Genomic DNA, 21,814 nt, shown 5'->3' on the forward strand with positions numbered 1-21,814 from the left:
CACTAAAGTAAAAGTAACCAAGTAATTGGCTACTACTAAAAAGCCCCAATAGGCATCAAACCTATTGGGGCTTTTTCATGAATAAAATTCGCAGTAAGACCTTCGCACGAAGTCACGAGCGAAGGTAAGACGAGGCACAAATAGACGAGAAAGCGGAGTTTATGGATTATAAATGAGCATTTTGAGTCTATTTTTAACAAAGTATTAGCGAGCACAGTAGTCGTGCTTATCTTTTATAAGTCAAAGACCAAGTCAAAGGCGTCGGTAGCTTTTCAGATTCTAATTTAACAGTGAAGAGTAGCTCGTTCTCGCCAACTTGCTTCCAAGTATTAGTGCGCTTGCCTCGTTCAGATTCAAGCACTACAACCACAGCATCATTAGTTTGCTGATAGGTGCCTGATATCTCAATATCTTCTTCGTCTTTCTTAATTACTTCGCCATTAGCAGTAAGCGGTATGGTATCGGCTTCAGCATCGTCGCACTGCCATTGAAACTGACTGGCTTGCCAATCCAATAGCCATTGCTGACAAATTTGGGTTTGCTTTTTCAGCACAGGCCGCGCCAAAGCTCGGATAAAATAGTTCATCTCTTGCGCCACGTTTTCAACCGCTACATCTAACTTAGCTTGCGTGCTGTCTGCGTCTTGCAACATCCACTTACCAGCTAAAGCATTGCCTGATGCTTGCACACCAGAGCTAAATGCTATCGCCGCAACTATTCCAACACCAATCAGTTTCTTCACCTTGCTTCTCCTTATTTTTATTGTGGATAGATAATGGCAAAGAAGCACAATATTGTAAGGCGCAAAAACGCGCACAATAACTGACATTAAACGCCAAAGAAATAAGCTTGAACGTTTCGAGGTATAACCAGCACCACAGAAAAGTGTCAGAACCGGCTTGAAGCAGGCAAAAAAATCTACCCGCAGCTAGATTTTAGAAAGCAAGTAAATAAGAGTCTCGGCTTTTTTTGCCACAAACGCTTGTTTATCTGCGCTTATTTGTCAGCTGTTATTTTTCGAACAAGGCCGCACGTTGCGCTTCCATTATTTCCGCAATGCCTTTACGCGCCACGGCTAGCATACCCATCATATGCTCGTCGCTGAAGGCTTCCCCTTCAGCTGTACCTTGAATCTCAATGAAGCCGCCTTTATCGTTCATGATGACGTTCATGTCTGTTTCGGCATTAGAATCTTCTGGGTAATCCAAATCCAATACTGGAATACCTTTGTAAATGCCCACAGAAATCGCAGCGATTTGTGACACGATTGGGTTCGCTTTGACTTTTTTGTTCTCAACCAAGACACGCATTGCATCAGCCAAGGCAACAAAACCACCGGTAATAGACGCAGTACGAGTACCGCCGTCGGCTTGAATCACATCACAGTCAATCGTGATCGTGTTCTCTCCCAATTTTTTAAGATCCACCGCCGCACGCAAAGAACGACCAATCAAACGCTGAATCTCAACCGTACGGCCAGTCTGTTTACCACGTGCGGCTTCGCGATCCACTCGACTGTGTGTAGAACGCGGCAACATACCGTATTCAGCTGTAATCCAACCTTGGCCCTTGCCTTTCAAAAAGCGCGGCACGCCATGAACCACAGTCGCAGTACAAATAACTTTCGTGTCTCCACATTCGATCAGCACCGAGCCCTCGGCATGCTTAGTAAAATTACGTGTAATTTTCAGGGGACGTAATTGATCTGCTTCTCTTCCGCTTGGACGCATACTTGCTCTCTCTGTCTATTCGCCATAATAAAGGCGCAATTATAATGATCTTAGATAAAATTGCTCGCCCAGCGACGGGAAAACATGACATTTAGCAAACCTGTCGAACACAGTCTGGTTAGGCTACAATATCGCTTTGATTTTTCACTCTTTATCGATATTTATTTAGGTATCCAACATGACAGCAAGCATGACCGCCTTCTCACGCCAAGAAGCCGTATACGATTGGGGCACCATCAGCTGGGAAGTTCGCTCCGTCAACCAACGCTACCTAGAACCCAGCTTTCGTCTACCAGAAAACTTCCGCGAGCTTGAGTTTGCTTTCCGTGACGTGCTGCGCAAGAAAATAAACCGCGGCAAACTGGAATGCCAACTGCGTTTTCAAGGCGTAGACAAAGCGGCCACCAATCTGACAATCAACCCAAGCAACGCCCAAGCCTTGGCAAACGCCATCGAAACGCTTAGCACTTGGTTCAAAGAACTTGATCCTGCCAATCCTCTCGACATCCTGAAATGGCCTGGCATCCTTAGCGACGAAGGCAGCGACTTTGAAATGATGAAAAAAGCCGTCGTAGAACTCTTTAATAAATCTGTCGACGAAATGATCCAAGTACGTCTACGTGAAGGCGCGCAACTAAAAGACATCATCGAACAACGCTTAGACGCCATCGACGCCATCGTCATAGAAGTACAGGCAAAACTGCCGGAAATCATCTCCGCACAGAAACAGAACTTACTGGATAAACTAGAAGCAGCCAAAGTCGACCTAGACCCAATGCGCGTCGAAGCCGAAATCGTCCTACTGGCCCAAAAAGCCGACGTAGCGGAAGAACTTGACCGCCTAGCCACACACACCAAAGAAGTGCGTCGTCAACTACAACAAAAAGGCCCAATCGGCCGCCGCCTCGACTTCTTAATGCAAGAACTCAACCGCGAAGCCAACACCCTTTCGTCAAAATCCATCGTCGTGGAAACCACCCAAAGCGCCGTGGAATTGAAAGTTCTCATTGAACAAATGAGGGAGCAGATACAGAATATTGAATAAGATCTTGGGTAAAAAGTTACCTGTCCTAGAATGTCTTAACCCAATATGACCGACGCCTCTGCATTTCTGTACGCGTCGGTTCTCATTTTAGCGTAGCGGTATACTTCGTAAGTGTGTTTCGATTGCTTCAATCATCGCCTTGGTAAGCGGTAAATGCGCTTTTTCTTTCGCCCATACTTCATGAAAGCCTGCTACGGTTTGCTTGGCAGTATCTAACACCAATTTTTCTGGCAGCATGGCTTTAGCCGCCAAGTGTGACAGCTCATCCAACGTGAAATCACTGAATTTCTTGCTACGGCTCACCTTTAGCGACGCACTATCATCGGGGATATAAGGAATGGTCGAGACAAAGTCATAGGCAGGCGCAATCGATGCGGTGCGCTTGTCTTTGTAAATCACAGACCAATTCTTCAAATGCATATCCGCATTGCCAATTAGGGTATTGAACACCAATCGACGCGTAAATTCTGCAATGTCCTTGTCTTGACCTTCGATGCCGATAACCTGAGCAATATTGCGCATACTGGCTTTTTTGTATTTATCTTGAGGATAGACGCCAAACACTTGCGCAAAATCTTCAATATGTACGGCTTGATCACCTGCACGATCAAAGCGCTTGATCACAAACGCACTGTCACCAAATTTACCAATACCATCTGGGATATTAGCAATCTGGTTAATCGGGAGTAGCTGCGTCTCTGGTACATCCATTCCCAACATTCGAGCCAACTCCATCATCGAATATTCATTTTCTGGCACAGCATCAAATCGAGACGACGGCAATTTCACAATCCAAGAGCCACCTTTACCGGTTGCTGGAATGGTCAAACCACCGTTTGCCTGTTGTACGGCTGAAAACTTCAACTGTACACCCGCTAATGAAAAACGCATTGGTGATTCAATTTCCGTTTCATCGTCAATGTCTTGATGCATATTAGGCGGCAGCGCTTCGCCATCAGCAGGTTCAACCGTGATCGCACCTGCTAAATCTTGTCCTAACACCCACAATAGAAAAAATTCTCGCGCGGGGTTCACTCCGGCACGCTCTGCCAGGTAATGACGCATGGCTTCTTCTGGCAAAAGGTTAGAGAAAAACGGAGTTAACTTGGTTTGGGTCGGTTTAAAGTTAGTCAGCAAGCCACCTAGCGAATCTTTAAAACCCAGCCCTAACACGGGCCGTGATTCATGATTAATGTACGAATCCATAAAGGCAAAAAGCGTTCTGTCATTGCCCACGTTGGTGATCGTTGCGATAGGTTCCCCGTAGAGCAACACGTTAAGCGTAGAAACATAATTAGTCATCGTCGTCTTCCTCTAACTGATATGCGGGCGACATTGCCTCACCTTCATCGCTGATCCCTTGGCTGCTTCGAATGATTGACTTGATGGCAGGAATGGACTTTTTAGGCGCAACCAATAGCTCTAGGTCGAGTACACGGGCAAGTGCAATTAAACTGGATATTCTTAAATCAACGCCGCCAGACTCGATTTTCGAAATATGGCTTTGAGGTACCCCCGAACGAGCACTTAACTCTCTCTGGCTAAACCCCTTTCGTACCCGAGCTTCTCGAAGACTTTCTAGTATCTGCCCTGTTAAATAGCTCATTTTCGATATACCTTAATGCATCAATTAGGAATAATTATATATAAAAACATATCAAATTAATCCCGCAAACACAAGAATGATTAGCTATTATATATCTAAAAGCACTTTTTGATATGCAATTATAGATAAGTCGTAACGCGCGAGCTCACTTACCGTGGGCAGTTGGGACAATGGGGCAACACTTGATATGCCGAGCTTTAGAGGGTGAATAAAAGGAAATTAAACTGCCCCAGGAACGGGGCAATCGAGGATGCAGTAACAACTCCTAACCGCATCAAAAATTGCCAATCTTGCAAAGCCCCAAATTGGGACTGCTATCTATTTATGAGAATTATCGCATTATCAACCTTAAAAACATTTTGGGAAGACAGCCCAGAATACATTGACGCTAAAGAGCCAACGTTAGCGTGGTATAGGCATTCATTAAACGCTGATTGGGGATCACCGGCGGATGTGAAACAGGACTTTAGAAATGCCAGCATCCTCAAAGATGGGCGTGTCGTGTTTAACATTGCAGGTAATAAATACCGGTTAGTCGTTTGGATCAATTATGCCTACAAGGTGGTTTACATACGATTTATCGGCAGCCATGCACAATACGAAAAATTCGTCGGGAACGAATTTTCATGAGCAACGCGAGCCCGAAGGGTGAGACTCATGGACGAGCCGAATAAAAAGTTGATGTGCAAACGATTTAAAGCCAAAAGGTAGTACAAGAGGTAAATATAATGGACATCAGACCTATTAAAACAGATGCCGACTACCGCGCGGCATTAAACGACATCGAAAACCTGATGATGGCGCAGCCAGATACCATCGAAGGCGAAAAGCTGGACATTTTGGTTACGTTAGTTGAATCCTACGAAGCAAAGCATTTTCCAATGGATTTGCCAGACCCTGTCGAGGCAATAAAGTTTGAGATGGAGCGCAAAGGCTTAACGGTTAAAGATCTTGAACCCATGATAGGTAAAAGCAATCGTGTTTATGAAATCCTAAACCATAAGCGATCACTCACGTTAAAAATGATTTGGAAACTTCATGAAGGACTAGGTATTCCGGCAGAGTCGCTGATCAAGCCACCGCAAGTTCACGCATCATAGCGCTGCGAATTAAAATTGGTTTGTCATGAATGACGCTCGCTACCCAAACATTTCTGCTATTGATAACAGGCTAGCTGAGCTTGAAAACGAAAAGCAGCAGCTTCTCGCATTAAGAGAGGCTTTGCGTAGCGCTCAAAACGAGCGTTCAGCACAGACATTCACCCCAGAACAAAAAGTCGCCCTTTTCAGACAACGATTTCGCGGACGAGATGATATCTTCGCCAATCGTTGGCAAAACCAACAGGGCCGCAGTGGCTATTCCGTAGCCTGTGATAATGAATGGGTAAACGGGGTCTGCAACAAACCCCGCATTAAGTGCCAAGACTGTACACACCGAAAGTTTAGCGAATTAAACGAGCACATTATTTACAGGCACCTTGCCGGGCATCAAGTGGTTGGTTTGTATCCATTACTGAAAGATAATTCGTGCTATTTGTTGGCCGCCGATTTTGATAAAGGCTGTTGGCAAGAAGAAGTCAAAGCAATGTCCAAAGCGTGCCAAGAGTTCGATATTCCCCACGCGATAGAAATCTCGCGTTCTGGCAACGGGGCGCACTTATGGGTCTTTTTTGAATCGAATATCCCAGCTAACCAAGCTCGGGCACTGGGTTTCGCTTTGCTTGATAAAGCCATGGAAATATTTCCAAATCTTTCGTTTGACTCCTATGACAGGCTCTTTCCTAACCAAGATGTCCTTCCTGAAGGCGGGTTTGGTAATCTCATTGCATTACCACTTCAAAAGGAAGCTCGCCTTTCAGGTCGTAGTTGCTTTGTTGACAGTGATTTGAATGCCATCGATGATCAATGGCGGTACCTTGCTGAGCTTAAAACGCTCACTAAGTCGAGTATTGATCAACTCATAACAACCATTTCACCCAATACCCTATTACTGTCCGAACAGGGGCTAACAGACAACCGCCCTCCTTGGGAAATCACAGCCAAAGCCGCACCAATAAAATTAGAGTCTTTGCCGAAAAACGTGACCATTACCTTGGCAAACCATATCTACTTTTTGATGAGCGAATTACCTGGACCACTACTGGCAGGACTAAAGCGATTAGCTAGTTTTTCTAATCCTGTGTTTTTTAAGACACAATCGTTGCGTTTTTCAACCCATGGCATTCCAAGGTTTATTTCCTGTGCTCGTATTGAAAACGGTTATCTAGCACTACCGCGAGGCTGTCTCGATGACGCGATTGCTTTGCTACAAGAGCAAAACATTTCGCCACTCTTTGACGATAAGCGTGAAACCGGCAAACCATTATTAAAACTTACTCCTGAGTTCACTTTGCGAAAGAATCAACGTGACGCAGTGGCTGCAATAACGAAACATGACTTTGGTATTTTGCATGCGCCCACCGCATTTGGAAAAACGGTTACTGCCCTAGGCATGATCGTGAAACGCAAAGTAAACACCCTCATACTGGTTCATAGCCGACAACTGCTTGAACAGTGGCAAGAGCGATTACGCACGTTCCTACCCGAAGTAAACATTGGCAGCATAGGCGGTGGCAAAAGAAAGCCGAGTGGCATTATCGACATTGCCACCTACCAAAGCTTGGTTAATAAAAAAGACAACTCCATCACGCCTCTGATCCAAGATTACGGCCACATTATTGTTGATGAATGCCACCATCTGTCTGCGCCAAGGTTTGAAATGGTACTCAACGAAGTAAGAGCAAAATATGTGTTGGGCCTAACAGCAACACCAGAGCGACAAGATGGCCATCAAAAGATCATTTTTATGGCGGCAGGGCCAATTCGCTACAAAGTGAAACAAAGCCCTGATGACCAATTTACTCAAATCGTGATGATTCATCAGCTCTACGATATACCGCCAGCTGAGCTAATAAAAACAGATGTGCGCCCTAAAATAAGCGATGCCTACCGCTGGCTCGTCGATAATGAACAGCGCACTTCAAAAATAATCTCAGACGCCTTCCAGTGTGTTCAAAATGGCGGACACCCGTTAGTCCTTACAGAGCGCAGAGAGCACGCAGAGTACATACACTCACAACTTGCCGAGATGGGTATAAGCACTGTCGTACTCAAAGGCGCCATGAAAGCTGCGGAACGCAAGAACGCTGACAATCATCTGCAATCAGCTCAAGTTGTCGTCGCAACAGGAAAATATGTGGGCGAAGGGTTTGACCTACCAAGACTGGATACGTTGTTTTTGGCCATGCCAATCGCATGGAAAGGTACGTTAGCCCAATATGCTGGTCGCATTCATCGTGAATCGGAAGGAAAAACACAAGTAACCATTCACGACTATGTGGACTGCGCCCTCCCTATGCTGCAACGCATGTTTAAAAAACGCGAGAAAAGCTACAAGGCAATTGGGTATGCCCTTGAGTACATTGATGGCAACAGTAACAAGCAACCTTCACTGAAGTTGGAAAACGCCTCTTCATCAAATACCAAATCAAATTAACCTCAGATCTGCATAAGCATGTCTTTTTCTAGCCGAGTAATATTAATGCTCGGCTTTTTATCTTGGAATGTATAAGCAATAATTCCCGCGACTAAATTTACCATGAATGTGACACAGCTTCTGTGTCTTGAATGGTCAATTTGAGAAATATTTTTCAACTGGTCAAACACAGTTTAAATAATAAACCGTTTTCTTAACATCAATTTGTTCCATAGCTTTTGAGTTTTGGTTTTCATATTTTTGCGTTGTCCCGTAATGAATGTGATGCCTTGCTCTGCTAAATCCGTTTCCAGCGCCTTCGAGATATAGACTTTATCACCGTATAATGAGCCGAATAAGCCATCGACCATTTCTGGAATAGGGGCTCTATCATCGACATTACCCGCCGTGACTTTAACAGCCAGTATTCCGCCTTCATCGTTGATGATTAGATGCAATTTGAAACCATAGAACCAACCTATTGTGCCTTTGCCACGCTCTGCTTCTTTAGAAAATACTTTGTGCCTCGGAATGCGTAAGTTATGACAAACTTTTAATATCGTTGAGTCAACATAGGCAATACCTGTGGGTTTTGATTTTCGTTGTGTGAGATAGGAGCAAAGAGGTACTAATACGGTCTGCATCAACTTAAGCATTCTCGTATAGGTGACTAAATCAGGAAAAGCATCACGCCAATAAACACATACAAGTTTGGTGTAGAAGCTTTTAAAATCTCGAAAACTTGATTGATGGAAGGCAATGACGAGGGTCATCACTTCACTCGGAGAAAGGCCAGAAGGTTTGAATCGTTGCTTTTCAGCACTTTCAAGCAAATGCGCTCGCCAAGCAGGCTCGAATTTTACAAAAAAATCATCGACATTAACGTAAATAGACTCTAACTTATTCATGCCCTTGTTCCTGTGTGCTCAAATGTTTCTTGGTCGAAAGATCTGATAACCACAAGGGCACTTAGTTCCTCAGTTTTTTTTAATTTCTTATGCGCAGCTCAGGTTAAATTAATATTTAAGAAAATATAGTTTCACTATGAATACTGTCGAGCCAAAATCAAAACGCACTGCGGTCATATTCCCTAGACAAAGGAAGATGTTAAACATTTTGGGAGAAAACTTAACATTGGCGATGAAGAGACGCGGCATTACTCAAGAAATGATGCATAGTAGGACAGAGATTTCCAAGCCAACACTGCGTAATATATCAAAAGGTGATCCTTCCGTTTCACTTGGTCACTACGTTAAGGTTTTGGCAGTCCTAGGCTTGTTAGACGACCTAACTAAGGTTTCCCGTGATGACGAGCTAGGAAGAAAACTGCAAGATATCCAGTTGCTGAATAAAAAAATAAGTGCGTCATATTCGTATAGAATTTGACCATGTGGACATGGGCAGCTTCAGAGAAGAAAGATAGTTATTAAGGGGCTATTTAATACTCAATCAGAACCAAATTACACTTTTATGCGCATAAAAATGTAAAATTCTGCACTTTTTTTCTGCGCGTAAAAGTGTGTAATGCAAGCAGAGTAGTCATCTGTGTATTTTAATGAACGGGAAAATCCAGCGGTTAGAGGTCTACACAAAGTGACTTCATAGGTAACAATTTGTAAACCTAAATGCGGCATACAAGCTTTCAGCCAATCAAAACTGAGCGATATTTTTTACTCACGTCATTTGGCCGACCTATAGCCTCATCGTTTAAAACAATTCACTCAAGCGATTTAACAGCGCTTTACGGCTATTATTCGCCACAACAAAGCGCTTAAAGCGTTGTTCAAACGCCGCTTCATCCGCTTTGAACTGATAGGCCTCAAACAGCTGATGCAGATAGCGTGATGCCGCATCGTAACCACTGGCGCAAGTTCGATCCGCTTGCTCTTGTGATTGCTGCCAGTAGTGCTCACGCTGGTTGTAAATATCCGTCAATACTTTTTCTTTTTCCGCTTTTTCGAGGGCCATTTTCTTTACGAGCGCTGCGGCTTGCTCTTGCTGTAATTGGCTTTGGGCTTGCTCAATGAAAGGGGAAATTACCTCGGGGGTTAACCAGTATTGATAGATTTCGTCTGTGTTGGCAGGTTCTTTTCGCGTCAGCGCTAAGGCTTGGTGTCGGGTTAGCTGGCCTTGCTCAAACAGCGTGCGTAATAGCGTGTCTTTCTCAACTTCCGAGAGATTATGGAGCCATTCATCAAATTGAAATTGGGTTTGTTTGGCTTGGTGACTGGGTTGTTCGTTCAGCACCATGGCGAGTGCCTTAACCAATGCTAAAGGAATATCATAAAGTGTCGCGAAAGCCTGCACCTCTTCACTGAGGAGCTCAAAATCGAATTGAATTAACGGCATTTGATCAACTTCATCATTAAAATCAAACGCTTTGAGCCACATAAAGTACACAAGGCGCCAATCCCCTTGCATTAACCCACTGCGTAAAGCAGCTAAATGCTGGAAAAAATCGTCAGCATGTTCATCGTCAAAATATTCGTCATACTCCTCGATGGAAAAAATCAGCAACTGCCACTCATCGCTTTGATGCACATGAAGCCCATCTATTGAAAAGCCGAGTAACGGATCAGGAAGGGTTCCAGCTGGTAGCTTGATATAGGCATCGATTGAGCCCCAATCGGCATAGTAAAAACCGATATCGAAGTATTTTAACATCAGCTCAAAAGGCTCTGTCTTTAGGTCGCCGTAGTTGTAATACACCTGAAAGGACGTAGCGCTGATCTCGGCACGGCTTGAAATGGCTCCGAGTGCTTGACGTGCTTTAGCATCTAAATACCCATCCAGACGCTCAAATTTATAGTATTGATATTCGCTCACGATGACCTTGCTATGTATTTATTGTGAATTGAAAAGTTTGTTTTACTTTCATTGAAAAAGCGCTGCATTTTCTTGTTTGCGCTGCTCCAGTGTTTTAGTAATCGCAGATACTGTGGTTTTACTGATCCCTTGCTGCTGTGCAAGATAAGTAAATTGACTGATGGCTTCTGCAACTTCTTCAATGACTTGCCTTGTCTCATGCCAACTCCCATAGCCCGCACTAGTAGCAAGTTTTTGCATCATCTTTATCGGTGGCGCTTTGCCATAACCGCCGAACGCAGTGGCGTGTTCGTTGAATGGATGGGGGCTGTAAGTAACATCGTAAAAAGGTGCAGGTTCCCATTGATCGTCATCCGCTTGCAAAAACGCCCAGTTTTTACTGTGGTCGTCTTGATTAGACGACAGCAGGTTAAAAACGGCACGGCGAAATTGCAGCTGTCCAGCCGCTGGCGATTTACACAACTGACGGCTGGCTTTAATTAAATCAATGTAATCTAAACTTGGCGTTCTAAAGTCTGCATCCAGCAGCCCGCAAGCGCTGTGCATATGCAGGCGACCTGGACTGCGATTGCCGCTTAAATTGGTCTGTTGAGTGACATAATCAAAACGCTTAAGCGCCAACCAGGCAGACGCACCGCTTGTAGGTGGTGCTTCTATGAGTTGCCATCGCGGCGGTTGACACTTAGCTTGCTCAGCCATTTGCAAATAAACCGCCTCACACAAACCTTCTTCATGCCCGAGTGCGAGATTCTTCGAGGTAAATTTAATCAACCAAGCCTCATATCCAGGCTGAGCGAAGGTTCGACAATGCTGAGTTTCCCCAGCAGGCATATAAATCTGCGCCTTGGGCCTTGCTCCACCCGAACTACCACCGGCGACTAATGCGGCCAATACCTGTTGAGTATGCCCATCTAACTCATCGTGATTATCATCCATATAATCTGACATTGAAGCATCGAACAGCGTTTGCGCTTCTAAGCCTAAAATAGCTAAATCAATGTCAGCGTTCGTCGTGGCTGAAAACTCAGACACCGGAGAAAAAGACAGCGCTCCAATGCCTTTATCACCGACAAAGGCCAGCCTATCCATCGCCGTTAATTGATTAGGCAAAATGCCCTGTTGCCGGAAAATACGATCTTGTAACAGCATGCCCCAACCATCGGGCAAACAATCTCCAAATACGCCATGTACACCTTGATGTGGCGCTTTAGGTGCGGCTTGAACTTGTGTGCTCGCTTGCAAAGTAAACGGTGATAAATTGCCAAACTGCTGCAAATAGCTGTCTGCATACTGGAAAAAAACACCTTGGCGATTCTGCGCCAGGACTCCAACAGATATCTGTTCACCTGAGCTTAACGTGCGAGTTACGGCGAGTTTTTGAATGGGTTTAAAACTCATCTTTTAGCACCTCATCAATACTAGAGGGCATTGTAGCGCGCTCTTTGTTAGATTGTGTGAGCTGATAAAGCCTATCCAATGAGTCGAGGGTCTGCCAAAGCAACAGCAATTGGCGAAATGAAATTTGCCCAGTCAACTCAAACTTCTTAATGGTGGCCGCAGGTACACAGCTTCGCTCAGCAAGCGCTGCTCGTGACAGCTTTGCCTGCTTTCGTAACTCACGCAAATAAGCCGCATAGGCTTGGCTTACATCGGTATCATCAAGTAAGGTAAAATTCATCCGCAAAGACCAAATGGATACAGTTATATCCATTATAGCGCAGTAAAACAGAAAGTGGATATTATTGTATCTATTAGTGGATGGAGCGTTGAAAAAATTACTCGATAAAGCCTTTCAAAACTGCTATTTTTAGACCCTAACAGCAGCATAAAAACGGCACTGTTTTTCCATTGCTAACCACTAAGATTTAGTAAAAGCCATAGGCAAGTGGTGGGCAGTTTGGTGGGCAAACAGGCATTTTTGAGCGATTTCTTTTCGATAACTTATTGAGTTTGTTAGGGCTAGGCCGCTGTTCAATGAGCAGATTCAGAATATTGAGTAAGGTTTTAGTTCCTTCTCAATTCTTCTACCAAACTCGATAGAAGCCGCTATAAGTTTGTACTTGCTTCTATTAAACATGTCGAAAAACACATCAAAGAGGTGATTCTCTATCGTTTTGTTTCTGGCTATGGAGTGGCGTTAGCTTAATTTAACTCTGGCCTGCTTTATTCGTTAAACTAGTGAGACCGTTTATTCCCCCCCCCCCCCCTCACTCCTTCCCTTTTTTCATTTCCCGACGCAGTGCTTGCACTTCGCTCTGTAGCTGTTACTGGGTGGCTTTTTCTGTGTCGATCTCTTCTTTGTGTTTGTCGTCGTGCATGGTTTGTACGGCATTGACGATGACGGCGATGAAGAGGTTGAGCAGGGTTAGTGTATGGCTAAATGTTGTTAAGCAAGGATTTGCCCATACTGCCCCAAAAGCCCAAGGGATGGCGTACTACTTTGAAGCTTCCTACTCAAAACCCGGTTTTGGTGAGTCGTATAGATTGAGTTTTGATATGTCGAGTGTATCGACAAACAAGAAAGTCATATCGAAAAAACAGTAAAAAATCGACATGACATGTTCAAATCTTGACTCACTTTATTTCGAGAGATTGGCAATTTATTGGTTTACAACTTAAAGATAAGAATGAAACTATATTTTCACTATTATTGCTAGCGAACCAGAAACAAAAAACCTTGGTCAACAAGGGTATCCGCAAAGAAGATAGAGAATTATTGAGGGATTATTTTATACTCGATCAGAACGATTTACATTTTTATGCGCATAAAAATGCGAGTTGAGTTATAGTATAGGCCGTTAACAATCTTGACAGGCAGGAATTGGCAATGCAGCGCAACTTACTCAACACCCTAACAGCATGGAAAAAACAACCTGTGCGTAAGCCATTATTGATTGATGGTGCAAGGCAAACGGGTAAAACCTATCTGCTGCAAGAGTTGTTTGGTAACACCTTTGCCAACACCCTTCGTATCGACTTTCTTGAAAACCCTACTTACAAAGAAGCCTTCGATGGTTCACTGTCACCTGATGAGCTGCTAATGAACATTGAGCTGTTGACCAATCAGGCGTTCAACCCAGAGACGGATCTGCTGATTTTAGACGAAATTGGCGAATGTGAACGCGCCGTTACTTCGCTTAAGTATTTTGCAGAAAAAGCACCGTCCTATTTTGTCGCAGCCAGTGGCTCAAATATTGGTTTGCTCAACACCTTCCCTGTAGGCAAGGTTGAACAGTACAACTTACGACCACTGACCTTCCAAGAATTTATTTACGCATCAAACGAGCAAGCACTGATCAAAGCGTTTGATAGTCAAGCAAGCACACCGGCCGTGCACACTAAATTAATGGATAAACTAACAGACTACTTTTTTACCGGTGGTATGCCAGAAGCCGTTTCGGCTTGGTATCGGTTTAAAGATTCAAGCATTTTAGATCGGGTTGAAAAAGTCACTAAAATTCATGCTGATTTAGTCGAAGGTTATCGCCGCGATTTTGGCAAGTACGCGGGCAAGGTCGATGCCACACTGATTGAATCTGTGTTTAATAGCATTCCAGCGCAGCTGTCACTTGTTAACGATGAATCCGTTAAACGCTTTAAATTTAAGCATGTGCATGAGCGTAAATCTCGTTATAGCGATTTTGAAACCGCGATCCATTGGCTTAACTGTTGCCGCTTAGCCTTGCCAAACTACCCTATTGAAGGATTGCCGAAATCTCCGCTGGCGGCCTATAAAAAAGAAAATATGGTTAAACTGTTTCTGTTTGATGTGGGCCTGCTCAATCATATGCTAGGCAGCAGTTATAAAGAGATTAAGCAACAAAACTATGAACTCTCTGCTTATAACTACAAAGGCTATGTGGCTGAAAACTTTGTACAACAAGAGCTCACTGCTATTGGCGTTGACCCAAGCTATTCATGGAATGACGCCCGCGCCGAAATCGAATTTATTTTGGTAACCGATGAAGGCGATATCGTCCCTGTTGAAGTCAAAAGTGGCAAACGTACAAGAGCAAAATCATTGGCATCCTACGTTGAAAAATGTGCACCAAGTAAAACCGTCAAGTTAACGGGTACACAAGGCTCTTCAGCGTTAGAGCAAACCAATATCGTGATGCCTTTGTATTTCACCCAGTATTTATCACAGAGATGGTAGAAGCGCGTTGCCTTGCAACCCACTATTCGACACACAGTTTTATCATGAGTGGATTCCATAGTATCCATATTTAGCTTTTTTATGAATAATACCTATCGCATAGAACAATATAAGTTTCTTGTATTCTGTTGATATATCATTGTATTTAACTTAGTAACGTAAAAGGTGACAATAAACATAAATAATTTATTTTATTTTCAAAATTCAAACACTTAACTTAATAAACTGAATTCAAATTCAGTTTATTAAGTAATTTGAAACCAAAGGTGGCACTATGCTCGATAGAAATAAGCTCATTCAAGCAATACAACACCTAATGCCAAAGGCTAGGCTGATTTACTTGTTCGGTTCACAAGCCGATGGCAGCTCTACACCCTCTAGTGATATCGACATCGCCGTGCTATTGGATAAAAAAATGGACTCAGTAGCACGCTTTGACCTTCAAGAAACACTCGCAATCGAGCTCAATCAAGATGTCGACTTGATAGATTTACTAACGGCTTCAACCGTCCTACAAAACCAAGTCATAATGAACGGCGTGCTACTTTTTGGAAGCGAAAGCGAGCAAACCAAATTTGAAATGCAGATCATGTCTATGTATCAACATTTGAACGAAGAGCGAGCAGATATATTGCGGGAATATTTAAAATGAACGACTCGATTATTAACAAGTTAGCGACCATTGATCGCTGCCTAGACCGCATTAGAGACGTTTATTCGCTTTCAAAAGATCAATTTGATACAGATTACACTAGCCAAGATTCCATTATTCTGAATCTACAGCGCGCATGCGAAGCTAGCATTGATGCTGCCAATATACTCAATAAACAACACCAAACAGGCATCCCACAAAGTAGCCGAGACAGCTTTGAGCTACTAAAAAAAGCGAGGATACTTTCGGCCCCACTGACCCTAAACCTTCAAAAAATGGTTGGCCTGAGAAACATCGCCGTCCACGACTATCAAACGCTTAACCTAGACATCGTCAAACATATCGTAGAGCACAGATTAGGAGACTTTGAAGACTTTATTGCAGAAATAAAAATGCTTTAATCTAATCCTCCTTCTATTCCTGCGGTTTGTTCATATCCCGACGCAGCGCCTTTAGTTCCAGCTGCAACTGCTGCATTTGCTCTAATAACTGCTGCTGTGTCGCTTTTTCAGCATCAAGTTCCTCTTTGTTATCATCGTCATGTATGGTCTGTACCGCATTGACGATGACAGCAATAAAGAGGTTTAGCATGGTGAAGGTCGCAATCAGAATAAAGGGAATAAAGAACGCCCAGGCGTAAGGGAAGGCTTCCATGACAGGACGCGCGATGCCCATGGACCAACTTTCTAGGGTCATTACTTGGAACAGGGTGTATAAGGAAGCCCCTAGGCTGCCAAACCATTCAGGGAAAGCGTCACCAAATAATTTGGTCACCATAACGGCGGCCACGTAATACACCAACCCCAATACCATGGCGATGGACAACATGCCATTCAGAGATTTAATTAAGGCGCCGACAATTTTTCTCATCGATGGTACGAAGGTCAGCACGCGTAATACACGCAATACTCTGAGCGCGCAATACTGCAAAAGGACCGCTGGCAGGGACTAATGCGATCCCCACGACAATGAAGTCGAACACATTCCAGCCGTCTTTGAAAAAAACCAAACGATGCACAAGCAAACGAATGGTGAGCTCAACAACAAACACCGCCAATATAGCCTTGTCCAGTGCAATTAAAAATGGACCTGCACTTGTCATCACGTCTTTGGAGGTTTCTAATCCGAGAATAACGGCATTGACTAAAATCAACGCCAATAGAATACGCTGTATCGTCGAGTTCTCAATAAACGCCTTTAAACGCTGGCGCGTTGAATTTGTTGGAACAACCGATGTACTGGGCATGTATCACCTCAATCCTAAACTATCCCAAGCTGGGTTAAATTGACGTCATTCTATGACAGAGCTGGATAAGGTCAATCTATTTTGCTGTCAATACATGAACCTGCTTAAGGATTTTTCCTATAAGGTTTACAGTAAGCTGGGAATAAAAAACAGTCTGTAAAAAACCATATGTTCTAAGTTAAATCAAAATAGTGGATCATTCTTTACAAAACTTTTTGCTAATCTGTAATAGCTCATATTAAAGAGAGGTTTAAACATGAAGTTTCCATTATTAGTCATTGCGGTAACACTTGCATTAGCTGGCTGTGCAAATACTTGGGAAGGCGTGAAAGAAGACTCCTCAAAAGCGTACAACAGCACGAAAGAAACGATTCATGAAGCGACTGAATAAGTCGATTTTGTAAGTCATGACAGTATTTAAAAGCCCACTTTTACGCTATGTAAAAGTGGGCTTTTTCACATACAAAGGTCCGCAGAAAACGCATTTTTACAAGCATCAAATAACCATTGGTAAGCTGGGCCGCGATTGGCGTAATAAAGAGATCCTCATGGGTCAGTTTGGACGAGAATAGGCGCATCTGGTACGTTTTTTTAGGCATTTGGTTTTATGGCGATCCAACCTCTTTGCTTCGCTACATGGGCGTGCTGCTGATTATCCTTGGCGTGGTGGTGTTAAAGTTTGCCCATTAAGTTAGGCAATTTACCTTGCGTTATGGTGAGTAAAGCCGAAAAATAAGCCGACTACTCTTCAGCCTGCGAGCCTATCGAGATGATCCACCGCGTTAACCTGAATTTGTTACGTTCGTTAAAGGTACTGCTGGAAGAGCAGCATGTTAGCCACGCGGCCGATAAACTGAATCTGACACAATCGGCGGTGAGCCGCCAACTCAGCCAACTCAGAAGCCTGTTTGCTGATCCCTTGCTCATTCGCGAAGGCAATACGCTGATTCCTACGCCCAAGGCGTTGCAGCTGCAAACGAAGCTGACTCATTGGTTTCTGGAGTTGGATGATTTACTGGTAGAAGAGGCATTCGAACCAGCAAAGTGGCATGGCGAGTTTGTGCTCTCATCCAGCGATTATGTGGCGCAGTATATTTTGCCTGATATTGTCGAGGCCTTGGCAACACAGGCACCAAATGTGTCAATGCAGTATCGTTTATGGCAGCCAGATTTATTGCCTCAGCTTGCCATCTCCGATATTCAGTTGGCATCAAGCATGTCTCCAACGCAACCGGAAGGTGTGTCTTCTGTTCAAATAGGTGAAGACTCCCCTGTTTGCGTCATGAGCCATGCCCATCCTTTGGCAACGCAGGACACTCTGAGCATTGACGATCTGCTCACCTACGCTCATATCAAAGTGATCGGCGGTGGCGATAAAGACAGTTACGTGGATGAGGCGTTAGCCAAGCTAGAAAAGCCCCGCCGCTTTGCACTGAAAGTGCCATTTTTTTATGCGGCAGCGCAATCACTGTGCCAAAGCCAGCATCTTTTGGTGATTCCCGAACACATTGCTCGAAATTTAAAAAACCACTTTTCTCTGACCTATAAACCGCTTCCCATCACCACACCACGCCATAAATACTGGCTCATTTGGCATGCAAAATACGATAATGATCAATCTCATCTGTGGATGAGAAATCTCGTTTTGCAAGTGATGTCGAAAGCCGCTTATTCTATTGGTTATGATTCAAAATCATAAGCACCATGAAAAAAGATGATTTCATATAATACCAAGAGCTTGCTAATCTGCTCCGATCATTAAGGAGCAAGCGTATGTCACTGTCTATTTGGTTTTCCCTGTTTACCATTTGTCTTCTCGGTGCTATGTCGCCGGGCCCGAGCCTAGCAATGGTCATCAAACACAGTTTGGCGGGTGGTCGAGCGAACGGTTTGGCCACGTCTTGGGCTCATGCAACGGGCATTGGCTTATACGCGCTGCTTTCCATGCTTGGTTTGGCGGTAATTTTTCATCAGTTGCCTTTGCTGTTTCAGATCATCAGTTACGCGGGAGCTGCGTATTTGGCTTACCTTGGTTTTAATGCCCTACGTTCCAAAGGCGGCATTGCGGCTAAGTTAGAATCAGGCACTCGCGTTAGTCTATTTCAATCCGCCAAAGAAGGTTTTCTGGTATCGATCTTAAGCCCCAAAATTGCTCTATTTTTTGCCGCGTTATTCAGCCCTTTTGTTGTAGAAGTCCATCAGGTAAGTGGAAAAATGCTCATGGTAGCAACGCCTTGGCTGGTGGATGGTCTTTGGTACACCTTGATTGCGTGCCTGCTATCGAATGCGCGCTTTTTGGAAAAGTTGCGCAGCCAAGCCATGTGGATTGATCGCTTATCTGGCTTAGCATTAATTTTCTTAGCGCTGTATATTCTCACGACGATCTAAGCGATCCGTAACGGGCGCTCTGTCATTCCTTGCCCCAACGTTCAACCCGATATTGCCTTGGCGATTTCCCCAGCGCTTTTTTAAAGAAGGTGATGAAAGCGCGGACAGAATCGTAACCTAGCTCTTCGGAGATGGTTTGAATGGGCATGTTGATCGCCAATTTTTGCAGCGCGAGAACAATGTGAAGCTGGCTTCGCCATTGGCCAAAAGTGAGTTGTACATGGCGCTTAATCATTCGTGCCAGTGTGCGTTCGCTCATGGCAAAGTCGCTGGCCCATTCGCCTAGGGTGCGTTTTTCGTTGGGTCTGGCAATCAGCTCAAGAGCGAGGCGATTTAGTGTCGGCTCGTCGGGAATGGGAAAATCAAACTCTTCTCGCTCAAGTTCAATAAGCTGGTCGAACAAGACATCAACCAGCCGATCTGTGGCAAGGTCGGTTTCTTCATAGCGTTGTTGCGAGTGAAGATGCAATATCAGTTCACGTACAAATGGCGTAACCGTCAAGGTACAAGCCACCTCTGGCAAAGGTAAATCACTACCATCGACAAACAACATGCACACATCGGCATTGGGTGATATCTGGTTGCGATGCATGACATTGCTGGGAATCCAAACCGCGCAACGTGGCGGTACAAGCCACATTTTGTCGTCGATAAAGCTGGTGACAACACCTGTTAGCGGTAAAACCAGTTGGCCTTTTTGATGTTTGTGCCAAGGCGTTTCCTCACTATGTGGTACCGATTGCGAGCGCAATACGAGAACGCGATGTGGATAATGATCCGCAAAACAAAGGTCGGTCAGTGTCTCAAAAATGCTTTTGTCTGTATTTCGCAATTTATTGTCCAAGTCGCTTAATTCAGCAAGCAGAGTAACCCATATAATAGCGAATCGACAATATCTCCCGAAAACCTCTTTTTCGAAATGGACACCATGAAACGATTACATAAATTAGCGCAACACGACGCGGCATTTTTACTTCTGTTTATTTTTCTAGTGGCGTTGAGCTTACGCGGCCCTGTCACGGGCTTGCCGCCGTTATTAGACCGAATCAGTACCGATCTGCATTTAAGCAGTTCGCAATCTGGCTTGCTCACCAGTTTACCCTTGCTGGCGTTCGGCTTTTTTGCGCCTGTGGCATCTTGGTTAACTCGTCACTTTCGCATTGAACGGATCTTGGCGTCGGGCGTGGGTTTGATTGCCATTGGTATGATTATTCGTACTTTTGGTTCGATCAGCACCTTGTATATCGGTGCGATATTTATTGGCGCCGGAATTGCCATTGGTAATGTCTTGCTGCCAAGTTTACTGAAACGCGAGTTTCCGCATTACGTGGTTCAGCTCACGGCGATTTATGTGCTGATGATGAGCATCGGCGGCTTTTTGATGTCGAGCCTTGCGGTGCCATTGAGTTTATATGCCGAACAGCCAAGCTTTGACCTGCCTATGAGTGGTTGGTCGTTTGCTCTGGCATGTCAAAGTGTGTTGATTCTGTTGCCTTTGGTGGTGTGGTTTAGCTGCAAAATAACCCAGCATCAACCGCCGCAAACCGGTAACGTTGAAATACCAACGTCCGTTTGGCGATCTGTAACCGCATGGCAAGTAGCAGGATTTCTAGCAGTAAACTCGCTGGTGAATTATGTGGTGGTGGCGTGGGTGCCGGCTATTTTAATGAGCAATGGCTACACCGACTCGACCGCTGGTTTATATCAAGGTTATTTGCAATTGGCAGGAGCGGTTCCTTCGTTGATTTTAGCGCCGTTTATCCATCGCTTAGGCAGTCATAGACGACTCTGCTTGATTGCTACTGGATTAACGACGTTAAGCTTGGCTGGTTTTTTGTTCATTCCAAGTTGGTCTGGGGTTTGGTCGGTGTCATTTGGTTTTGGTGTCAGTATGGGCTTTATCTTGGGCTTGTCTTTTGTCAGCTTACGAACCAATAGCCCAAAACAGGCGGCGGCACTGTCTGGTATGGCACAGTTGATCGGTTATACGCTCGCAGCTATTGGCCCTGTATTGATGGGTGCTCTGTACGATTGGCAGCAATCATGGACGGCATCGCTCTACGTCATGTTAAGCATTGGTTTAATCTGGATGGCATTGGGCTGGATGGCGAGCCCAAAACCAGAACGTTAATGGCTCAAGGCGAAGTGTAAGCTTGAGTCGGTCGACTCAAGCGCCACAGCCTCACACTACGTGCGGCAAACACTCCGCTGAATACGCCATAAAGCAGCGACAATCCATCAACAACAGATGACATAGTCAGCAAAGAGCTTTGCATTCCTTCCATCACGCCGACCGTGTATTTAATGATAAAAATCCCCAATATAAAAAACAGTGGTCGCCAGCTGCCTTTTATAAAATAGCATTGTGTCGACTCATCAAAACGCGCCTGTTGCGATGGAAAAATCAATACACTAATCAATAGCGTCGCAATAAAGCTGACGCTCCAAAACAGTAGCGAATCAAAAGCACCACCAAAGCTTGATATCACGCCATGCAATGAAAATACGATCATCACAATCGGAAAAATAAAGGCTTTATTTTTCGGTACGTTGCGATCAAGACTTTGCTTTATGCCTAAATAAACAAGCAAGATTAACAGCAACCAAACCCACATTGGGGTATGAGTCAAAATACTTAACATCCTAAACTCC

General features: G+C 44.4%; 24 protein-coding genes and 1 pseudogene. 13 read left to right on the forward strand and 12 right to left on the reverse strand.

Going from position 1 to position 21,814, the window contains the following annotated elements; translation table 11 throughout:
- Positions 1-226 precede the first annotated feature (226 nt).
- Both ACO05V_RS02040 and rph read right to left on the reverse strand, forming a co-directional pair.
- Positions 227-742 carry a hypothetical protein gene (locus ACO05V_RS02040; RefSeq protein ID WP_421846998.1) on the reverse strand — a complete coding sequence of 172 codons (516 nt, stop codon included), beginning with the start codon at positions 740-742 and terminating at the stop codon, positions 227-229.
- A gap of 268 nt (positions 743-1,010) precedes the next feature.
- A complete protein-coding gene (gene rph / locus ACO05V_RS02045; RefSeq protein ID WP_421847000.1) occupies positions 1,011-1,730 on the reverse strand; it encodes a ribonuclease PH in 720 nt (239 codons plus the stop codon).
- A gap of 178 nt (positions 1,731-1,908) precedes the next feature.
- On the opposite strand from rph, the gene ACO05V_RS02050 reads away from it, so the two are divergent.
- On the forward strand, positions 1,909-2,775 hold the full coding sequence (locus ACO05V_RS02050; protein ID WP_421847002.1) for a YicC/YloC family endoribonuclease: 867 nt from the start codon (positions 1,909-1,911) through the stop codon (positions 2,773-2,775).
- An 87-nt stretch (positions 2,776-2,862) separates the two neighbouring features.
- Here ACO05V_RS02050 and ACO05V_RS02055 read toward each other — a convergent pair whose 3' ends face one another.
- Positions 2,863-4,077, reverse strand: coding sequence for a type II toxin-antitoxin system HipA family toxin (locus tag ACO05V_RS02055; RefSeq protein WP_421847004.1), 1,215 nt, complete (start codon positions 4,075-4,077; stop codon positions 2,863-2,865).
- Positions 4,070-4,381: a helix-turn-helix domain-containing protein gene (locus tag ACO05V_RS02060; protein WP_421847006.1), complete on the reverse strand. Its 312-nt coding sequence runs from the start codon at positions 4,379-4,381 to the stop codon at positions 4,070-4,072. Before ACO05V_RS02060 ends, ACO05V_RS02055 begins: the two co-directional genes overlap by 8 nt.
- Before the next feature lie 324 nt (positions 4,382-4,705).
- On the opposite strand from ACO05V_RS02060, the gene ACO05V_RS02065 reads away from it, so the two are divergent.
- The 3 genes from ACO05V_RS02065 (at position 4,706) to ACO05V_RS02075 (ending at position 7,915) form a co-directional block, all read left to right on the forward strand.
- Positions 4,706-5,011, forward strand: a complete 306-nt coding sequence (locus ACO05V_RS02065) for a type II toxin-antitoxin system HigB family toxin (protein ID WP_421847007.1) — start codon at positions 4,706-4,708, stop codon at positions 5,009-5,011.
- Positions 5,012-5,109: 98 nt separating this feature from the next.
- Positions 5,110-5,481: a helix-turn-helix domain-containing protein gene (locus tag ACO05V_RS02070; protein WP_421847009.1), complete on the forward strand. Its 372-nt coding sequence runs from the start codon at positions 5,110-5,112 to the stop codon at positions 5,479-5,481.
- Positions 5,482-5,506: 25 nt separating this feature from the next.
- Complete coding sequence (locus ACO05V_RS02075; protein WP_421847011.1) at positions 5,507-7,915, forward strand: TOTE conflict system archaeo-eukaryotic primase domain-containing protein; 2,409 nt, start codon at positions 5,507-5,509, stop codon at positions 7,913-7,915.
- Between the two features lie 2 nt (positions 7,916-7,917).
- Here ACO05V_RS02075 and ACO05V_RS02080 read toward each other — a convergent pair.
- A pseudogene (locus tag ACO05V_RS02080) lies at positions 7,918-8,802 on the reverse strand (IS982 family transposase).
- Positions 8,803-9,010: 208 nt separating this feature from the next.
- Between ACO05V_RS02080 and ACO05V_RS02085 the strand changes: the two are divergent.
- Positions 9,011-9,280, forward strand: a complete 270-nt coding sequence (locus ACO05V_RS02085; protein WP_421847013.1) for a helix-turn-helix domain-containing protein — start codon at positions 9,011-9,013, stop codon at positions 9,278-9,280.
- Between the two features lie 321 nt (positions 9,281-9,601).
- On the opposite strand, the gene ACO05V_RS02090 is transcribed toward ACO05V_RS02085, so the two are convergent.
- Genes ACO05V_RS02090 through ACO05V_RS02100 form a run of 3 tightly spaced genes read right to left on the reverse strand, consistent with a single transcriptional unit; the run spans position 9,602 to position 12,398 of the window.
- The gene (locus tag ACO05V_RS02090) at positions 9,602-10,720 is read right to left on the reverse strand and encodes a hypothetical protein (protein WP_421847015.1); all 1,119 of its coding nucleotides are present in this window, start codon (positions 10,718-10,720) and stop codon (positions 9,602-9,604) included.
- Positions 10,721-10,768: 48 nt separating this feature from the next.
- The gene (locus ACO05V_RS02095; protein WP_421847017.1) at positions 10,769-12,118 is read right to left on the reverse strand and encodes a type II toxin-antitoxin system HipA family toxin; all 1,350 of its coding nucleotides are present in this window, start codon (positions 12,116-12,118) and stop codon (positions 10,769-10,771) included.
- Complete coding sequence (locus ACO05V_RS02100; RefSeq protein ID WP_421847019.1) at positions 12,108-12,398, reverse strand: helix-turn-helix domain-containing protein; 291 nt, start codon at positions 12,396-12,398, stop codon at positions 12,108-12,110. The genes ACO05V_RS02095 and ACO05V_RS02100 overlap by 11 nt, the downstream gene beginning before the upstream one ends.
- 1,149 nt (positions 12,399-13,547) lie before the next feature.
- Between ACO05V_RS02100 and ACO05V_RS02105 the strand changes: the two genes are divergently transcribed.
- The 3 genes from ACO05V_RS02105 (at position 13,548) to hepT (ending at position 15,929) form a co-directional block, all read left to right on the forward strand.
- Positions 13,548-14,876, forward strand: coding sequence for an ATP-binding protein (locus tag ACO05V_RS02105; RefSeq protein ID WP_421847021.1), 1,329 nt, complete (start codon positions 13,548-13,550; stop codon positions 14,874-14,876).
- A 274-nt stretch (positions 14,877-15,150) separates the two neighbouring features.
- On the forward strand, positions 15,151-15,528 hold the full coding sequence (gene mntA / locus ACO05V_RS02110) for a type VII toxin-antitoxin system MntA family adenylyltransferase antitoxin (protein ID WP_421847023.1): 378 nt from the start codon (positions 15,151-15,153) through the stop codon (positions 15,526-15,528).
- Positions 15,525-15,929 carry a type VII toxin-antitoxin system HepT family RNase toxin gene (gene hepT / locus ACO05V_RS02115; protein ID WP_421847025.1) on the forward strand — a complete coding sequence of 135 codons (405 nt, stop codon included), beginning with the start codon at positions 15,525-15,527 and terminating at the stop codon, positions 15,927-15,929. The genes mntA and hepT overlap by 4 nt, the downstream gene beginning before the upstream one ends.
- Positions 15,930-15,942: 13 nt before the next feature.
- On the opposite strand, the gene ACO05V_RS02120 is transcribed toward hepT, so the two are convergent.
- Both ACO05V_RS02120 and ACO05V_RS02125 read right to left on the reverse strand, forming a co-directional pair.
- Entirely contained in the window at positions 15,943-16,398 is a 456-nt protein-coding gene (locus ACO05V_RS02120; RefSeq protein ID WP_421847027.1) for an ion transporter, read from the reverse strand.
- Positions 16,370-16,774 carry an ion transporter gene (locus ACO05V_RS02125; protein WP_421847029.1) on the reverse strand — a complete coding sequence of 135 codons (405 nt, stop codon included), beginning with the start codon at positions 16,772-16,774 and terminating at the stop codon, positions 16,370-16,372. Before ACO05V_RS02125 ends, ACO05V_RS02120 begins: the two co-directional genes overlap by 29 nt.
- Positions 16,775-17,030: 256 nt before the next feature.
- Here ACO05V_RS02125 and ACO05V_RS02130 point away from each other — a divergent pair, with 256 nt between their 5' ends.
- The 4 genes from ACO05V_RS02130 to ACO05V_RS02145 all read left to right on the forward strand — a co-directional run bounded on the left by ACO05V_RS02130 (position 17,031) and on the right by ACO05V_RS02145 (position 19,162).
- On the forward strand, positions 17,031-17,165 hold the full coding sequence (locus ACO05V_RS02130; protein ID WP_110577088.1) for an entericidin EcnAB: 135 nt from the start codon (positions 17,031-17,033) through the stop codon (positions 17,163-17,165).
- A 167-nt stretch (positions 17,166-17,332) separates the two neighbouring features.
- Entirely contained in the window at positions 17,333-17,464 is a 132-nt protein-coding gene (locus tag ACO05V_RS02135) for a hypothetical protein (RefSeq protein ID WP_421847031.1), read from the forward strand.
- 79 nt (positions 17,465-17,543) lie between these two features.
- Positions 17,544-18,473 carry a LysR family transcriptional regulator gene (locus ACO05V_RS02140; RefSeq protein ID WP_421847033.1) on the forward strand — a complete coding sequence of 310 codons (930 nt, stop codon included), beginning with the start codon at positions 17,544-17,546 and terminating at the stop codon, positions 18,471-18,473.
- A gap of 74 nt (positions 18,474-18,547) precedes the next feature.
- Complete coding sequence (locus ACO05V_RS02145) at positions 18,548-19,162, forward strand: LysE family translocator (RefSeq protein WP_421847035.1); 615 nt, start codon at positions 18,548-18,550, stop codon at positions 19,160-19,162.
- Positions 19,163-19,184: 22 nt separating this feature from the next.
- Here the strand turns inward: ACO05V_RS02145 and ACO05V_RS02150 are convergent, their stop codons facing one another.
- The gene (locus ACO05V_RS02150) at positions 19,185-19,994 is read right to left on the reverse strand and encodes an AraC family transcriptional regulator (protein WP_421847037.1); all 810 of its coding nucleotides are present in this window, start codon (positions 19,992-19,994) and stop codon (positions 19,185-19,187) included.
- Positions 19,995-20,090: 96 nt separating this feature from the next.
- Between ACO05V_RS02150 and ACO05V_RS02155 the strand changes: the two genes are divergently transcribed.
- A complete protein-coding gene (locus tag ACO05V_RS02155; protein ID WP_421847039.1) occupies positions 20,091-21,293 on the forward strand; it encodes an MFS transporter in 1,203 nt (400 codons plus the stop codon).
- A gap of 4 nt (positions 21,294-21,297) precedes the next feature.
- Here ACO05V_RS02155 and ACO05V_RS02160 read toward each other — a convergent pair whose 3' ends face one another.
- Positions 21,298-21,804: a DUF6622 family protein gene (locus tag ACO05V_RS02160; protein WP_421847041.1), complete on the reverse strand. Its 507-nt coding sequence runs from the start codon at positions 21,802-21,804 to the stop codon at positions 21,298-21,300.
- Positions 21,805-21,814 lie beyond the last annotated feature (10 nt).

The sequence above is a fragment of the Marinomonas sp. genome, assembly GCF_965225885.1.
Lineage (GTDB): Bacteria > Pseudomonadota > Gammaproteobacteria > Pseudomonadales > Marinomonadaceae > Marinomonas.

What these genes read in the sequence shown, in the direction of transcription:
- ACO05V_RS02130 (WP_110577088.1), top strand. Translation starts at nt 17,031, where the DNA reads ATGAAGTTTCCATTATTAGTCATTGCGGTAACACTTGCATTAGCTGGC.
- ACO05V_RS02075 (WP_421847011.1), top strand. Translation starts at nt 5,507, where the DNA reads ATGAATGACGCTCGCTACCCAAACATTTCTGCTATTGATAACAGGCTA.
- ACO05V_RS02155 (WP_421847039.1), top strand. Translation starts at nt 20,091, where the DNA reads ATGAAACGATTACATAAATTAGCGCAACACGACGCGGCATTTTTACTT.
- ACO05V_RS02050 (WP_421847002.1), top strand. Translation starts at nt 1,909, where the DNA reads ATGACAGCAAGCATGACCGCCTTCTCACGCCAAGAAGCCGTATACGAT.
- ACO05V_RS02070 (WP_421847009.1), top strand. Translation starts at nt 5,110, where the DNA reads ATGGACATCAGACCTATTAAAACAGATGCCGACTACCGCGCGGCATTA.
- ACO05V_RS02065 (WP_421847007.1), top strand. Translation starts at nt 4,706, where the DNA reads ATGAGAATTATCGCATTATCAACCTTAAAAACATTTTGGGAAGACAGC.
- ACO05V_RS02120 (WP_421847027.1), bottom strand. Translation starts at nt 16,398, where the DNA reads ATGAGAAAAATTGTCGGCGCCTTAATTAAATCTCTGAATGGCATGTTG.
- ACO05V_RS02140 (WP_421847033.1), top strand. Translation starts at nt 17,544, where the DNA reads ATGATCCACCGCGTTAACCTGAATTTGTTACGTTCGTTAAAGGTACTG.
- ACO05V_RS02055 (WP_421847004.1), bottom strand. Translation starts at nt 4,077, where the DNA reads ATGACTAATTATGTTTCTACGCTTAACGTGTTGCTCTACGGGGAACCT.
- ACO05V_RS02160 (WP_421847041.1), bottom strand. Translation starts at nt 21,804, where the DNA reads ATGTTAAGTATTTTGACTCATACCCCAATGTGGGTTTGGTTGCTGTTA.
- hepT (WP_421847025.1), top strand. Translation starts at nt 15,525, where the DNA reads ATGAACGACTCGATTATTAACAAGTTAGCGACCATTGATCGCTGCCTA.
- rph (WP_421847000.1), bottom strand. Translation starts at nt 1,730, where the DNA reads ATGCGTCCAAGCGGAAGAGAAGCAGATCAATTACGTCCCCTGAAAATT.
- ACO05V_RS02125 (WP_421847029.1), bottom strand. Translation starts at nt 16,774, where the DNA reads ATGCCCAGTACATCGGTTGTTCCAACAAATTCAACGCGCCAGCGTTTA.
- ACO05V_RS02145 (WP_421847035.1), top strand. Translation starts at nt 18,548, where the DNA reads ATGTCACTGTCTATTTGGTTTTCCCTGTTTACCATTTGTCTTCTCGGT.
- mntA (WP_421847023.1), top strand. Translation starts at nt 15,151, where the DNA reads ATGCTCGATAGAAATAAGCTCATTCAAGCAATACAACACCTAATGCCA.
- ACO05V_RS02100 (WP_421847019.1), bottom strand. Translation starts at nt 12,398, where the DNA reads ATGAATTTTACCTTACTTGATGATACCGATGTAAGCCAAGCCTATGCG.
- ACO05V_RS02095 (WP_421847017.1), bottom strand. Translation starts at nt 12,118, where the DNA reads ATGAGTTTTAAACCCATTCAAAAACTCGCCGTAACTCGCACGTTAAGC.
- ACO05V_RS02105 (WP_421847021.1), top strand. Translation starts at nt 13,548, where the DNA reads ATGCAGCGCAACTTACTCAACACCCTAACAGCATGGAAAAAACAACCT.
- ACO05V_RS02060 (WP_421847006.1), bottom strand. Translation starts at nt 4,381, where the DNA reads ATGAGCTATTTAACAGGGCAGATACTAGAAAGTCTTCGAGAAGCTCGG.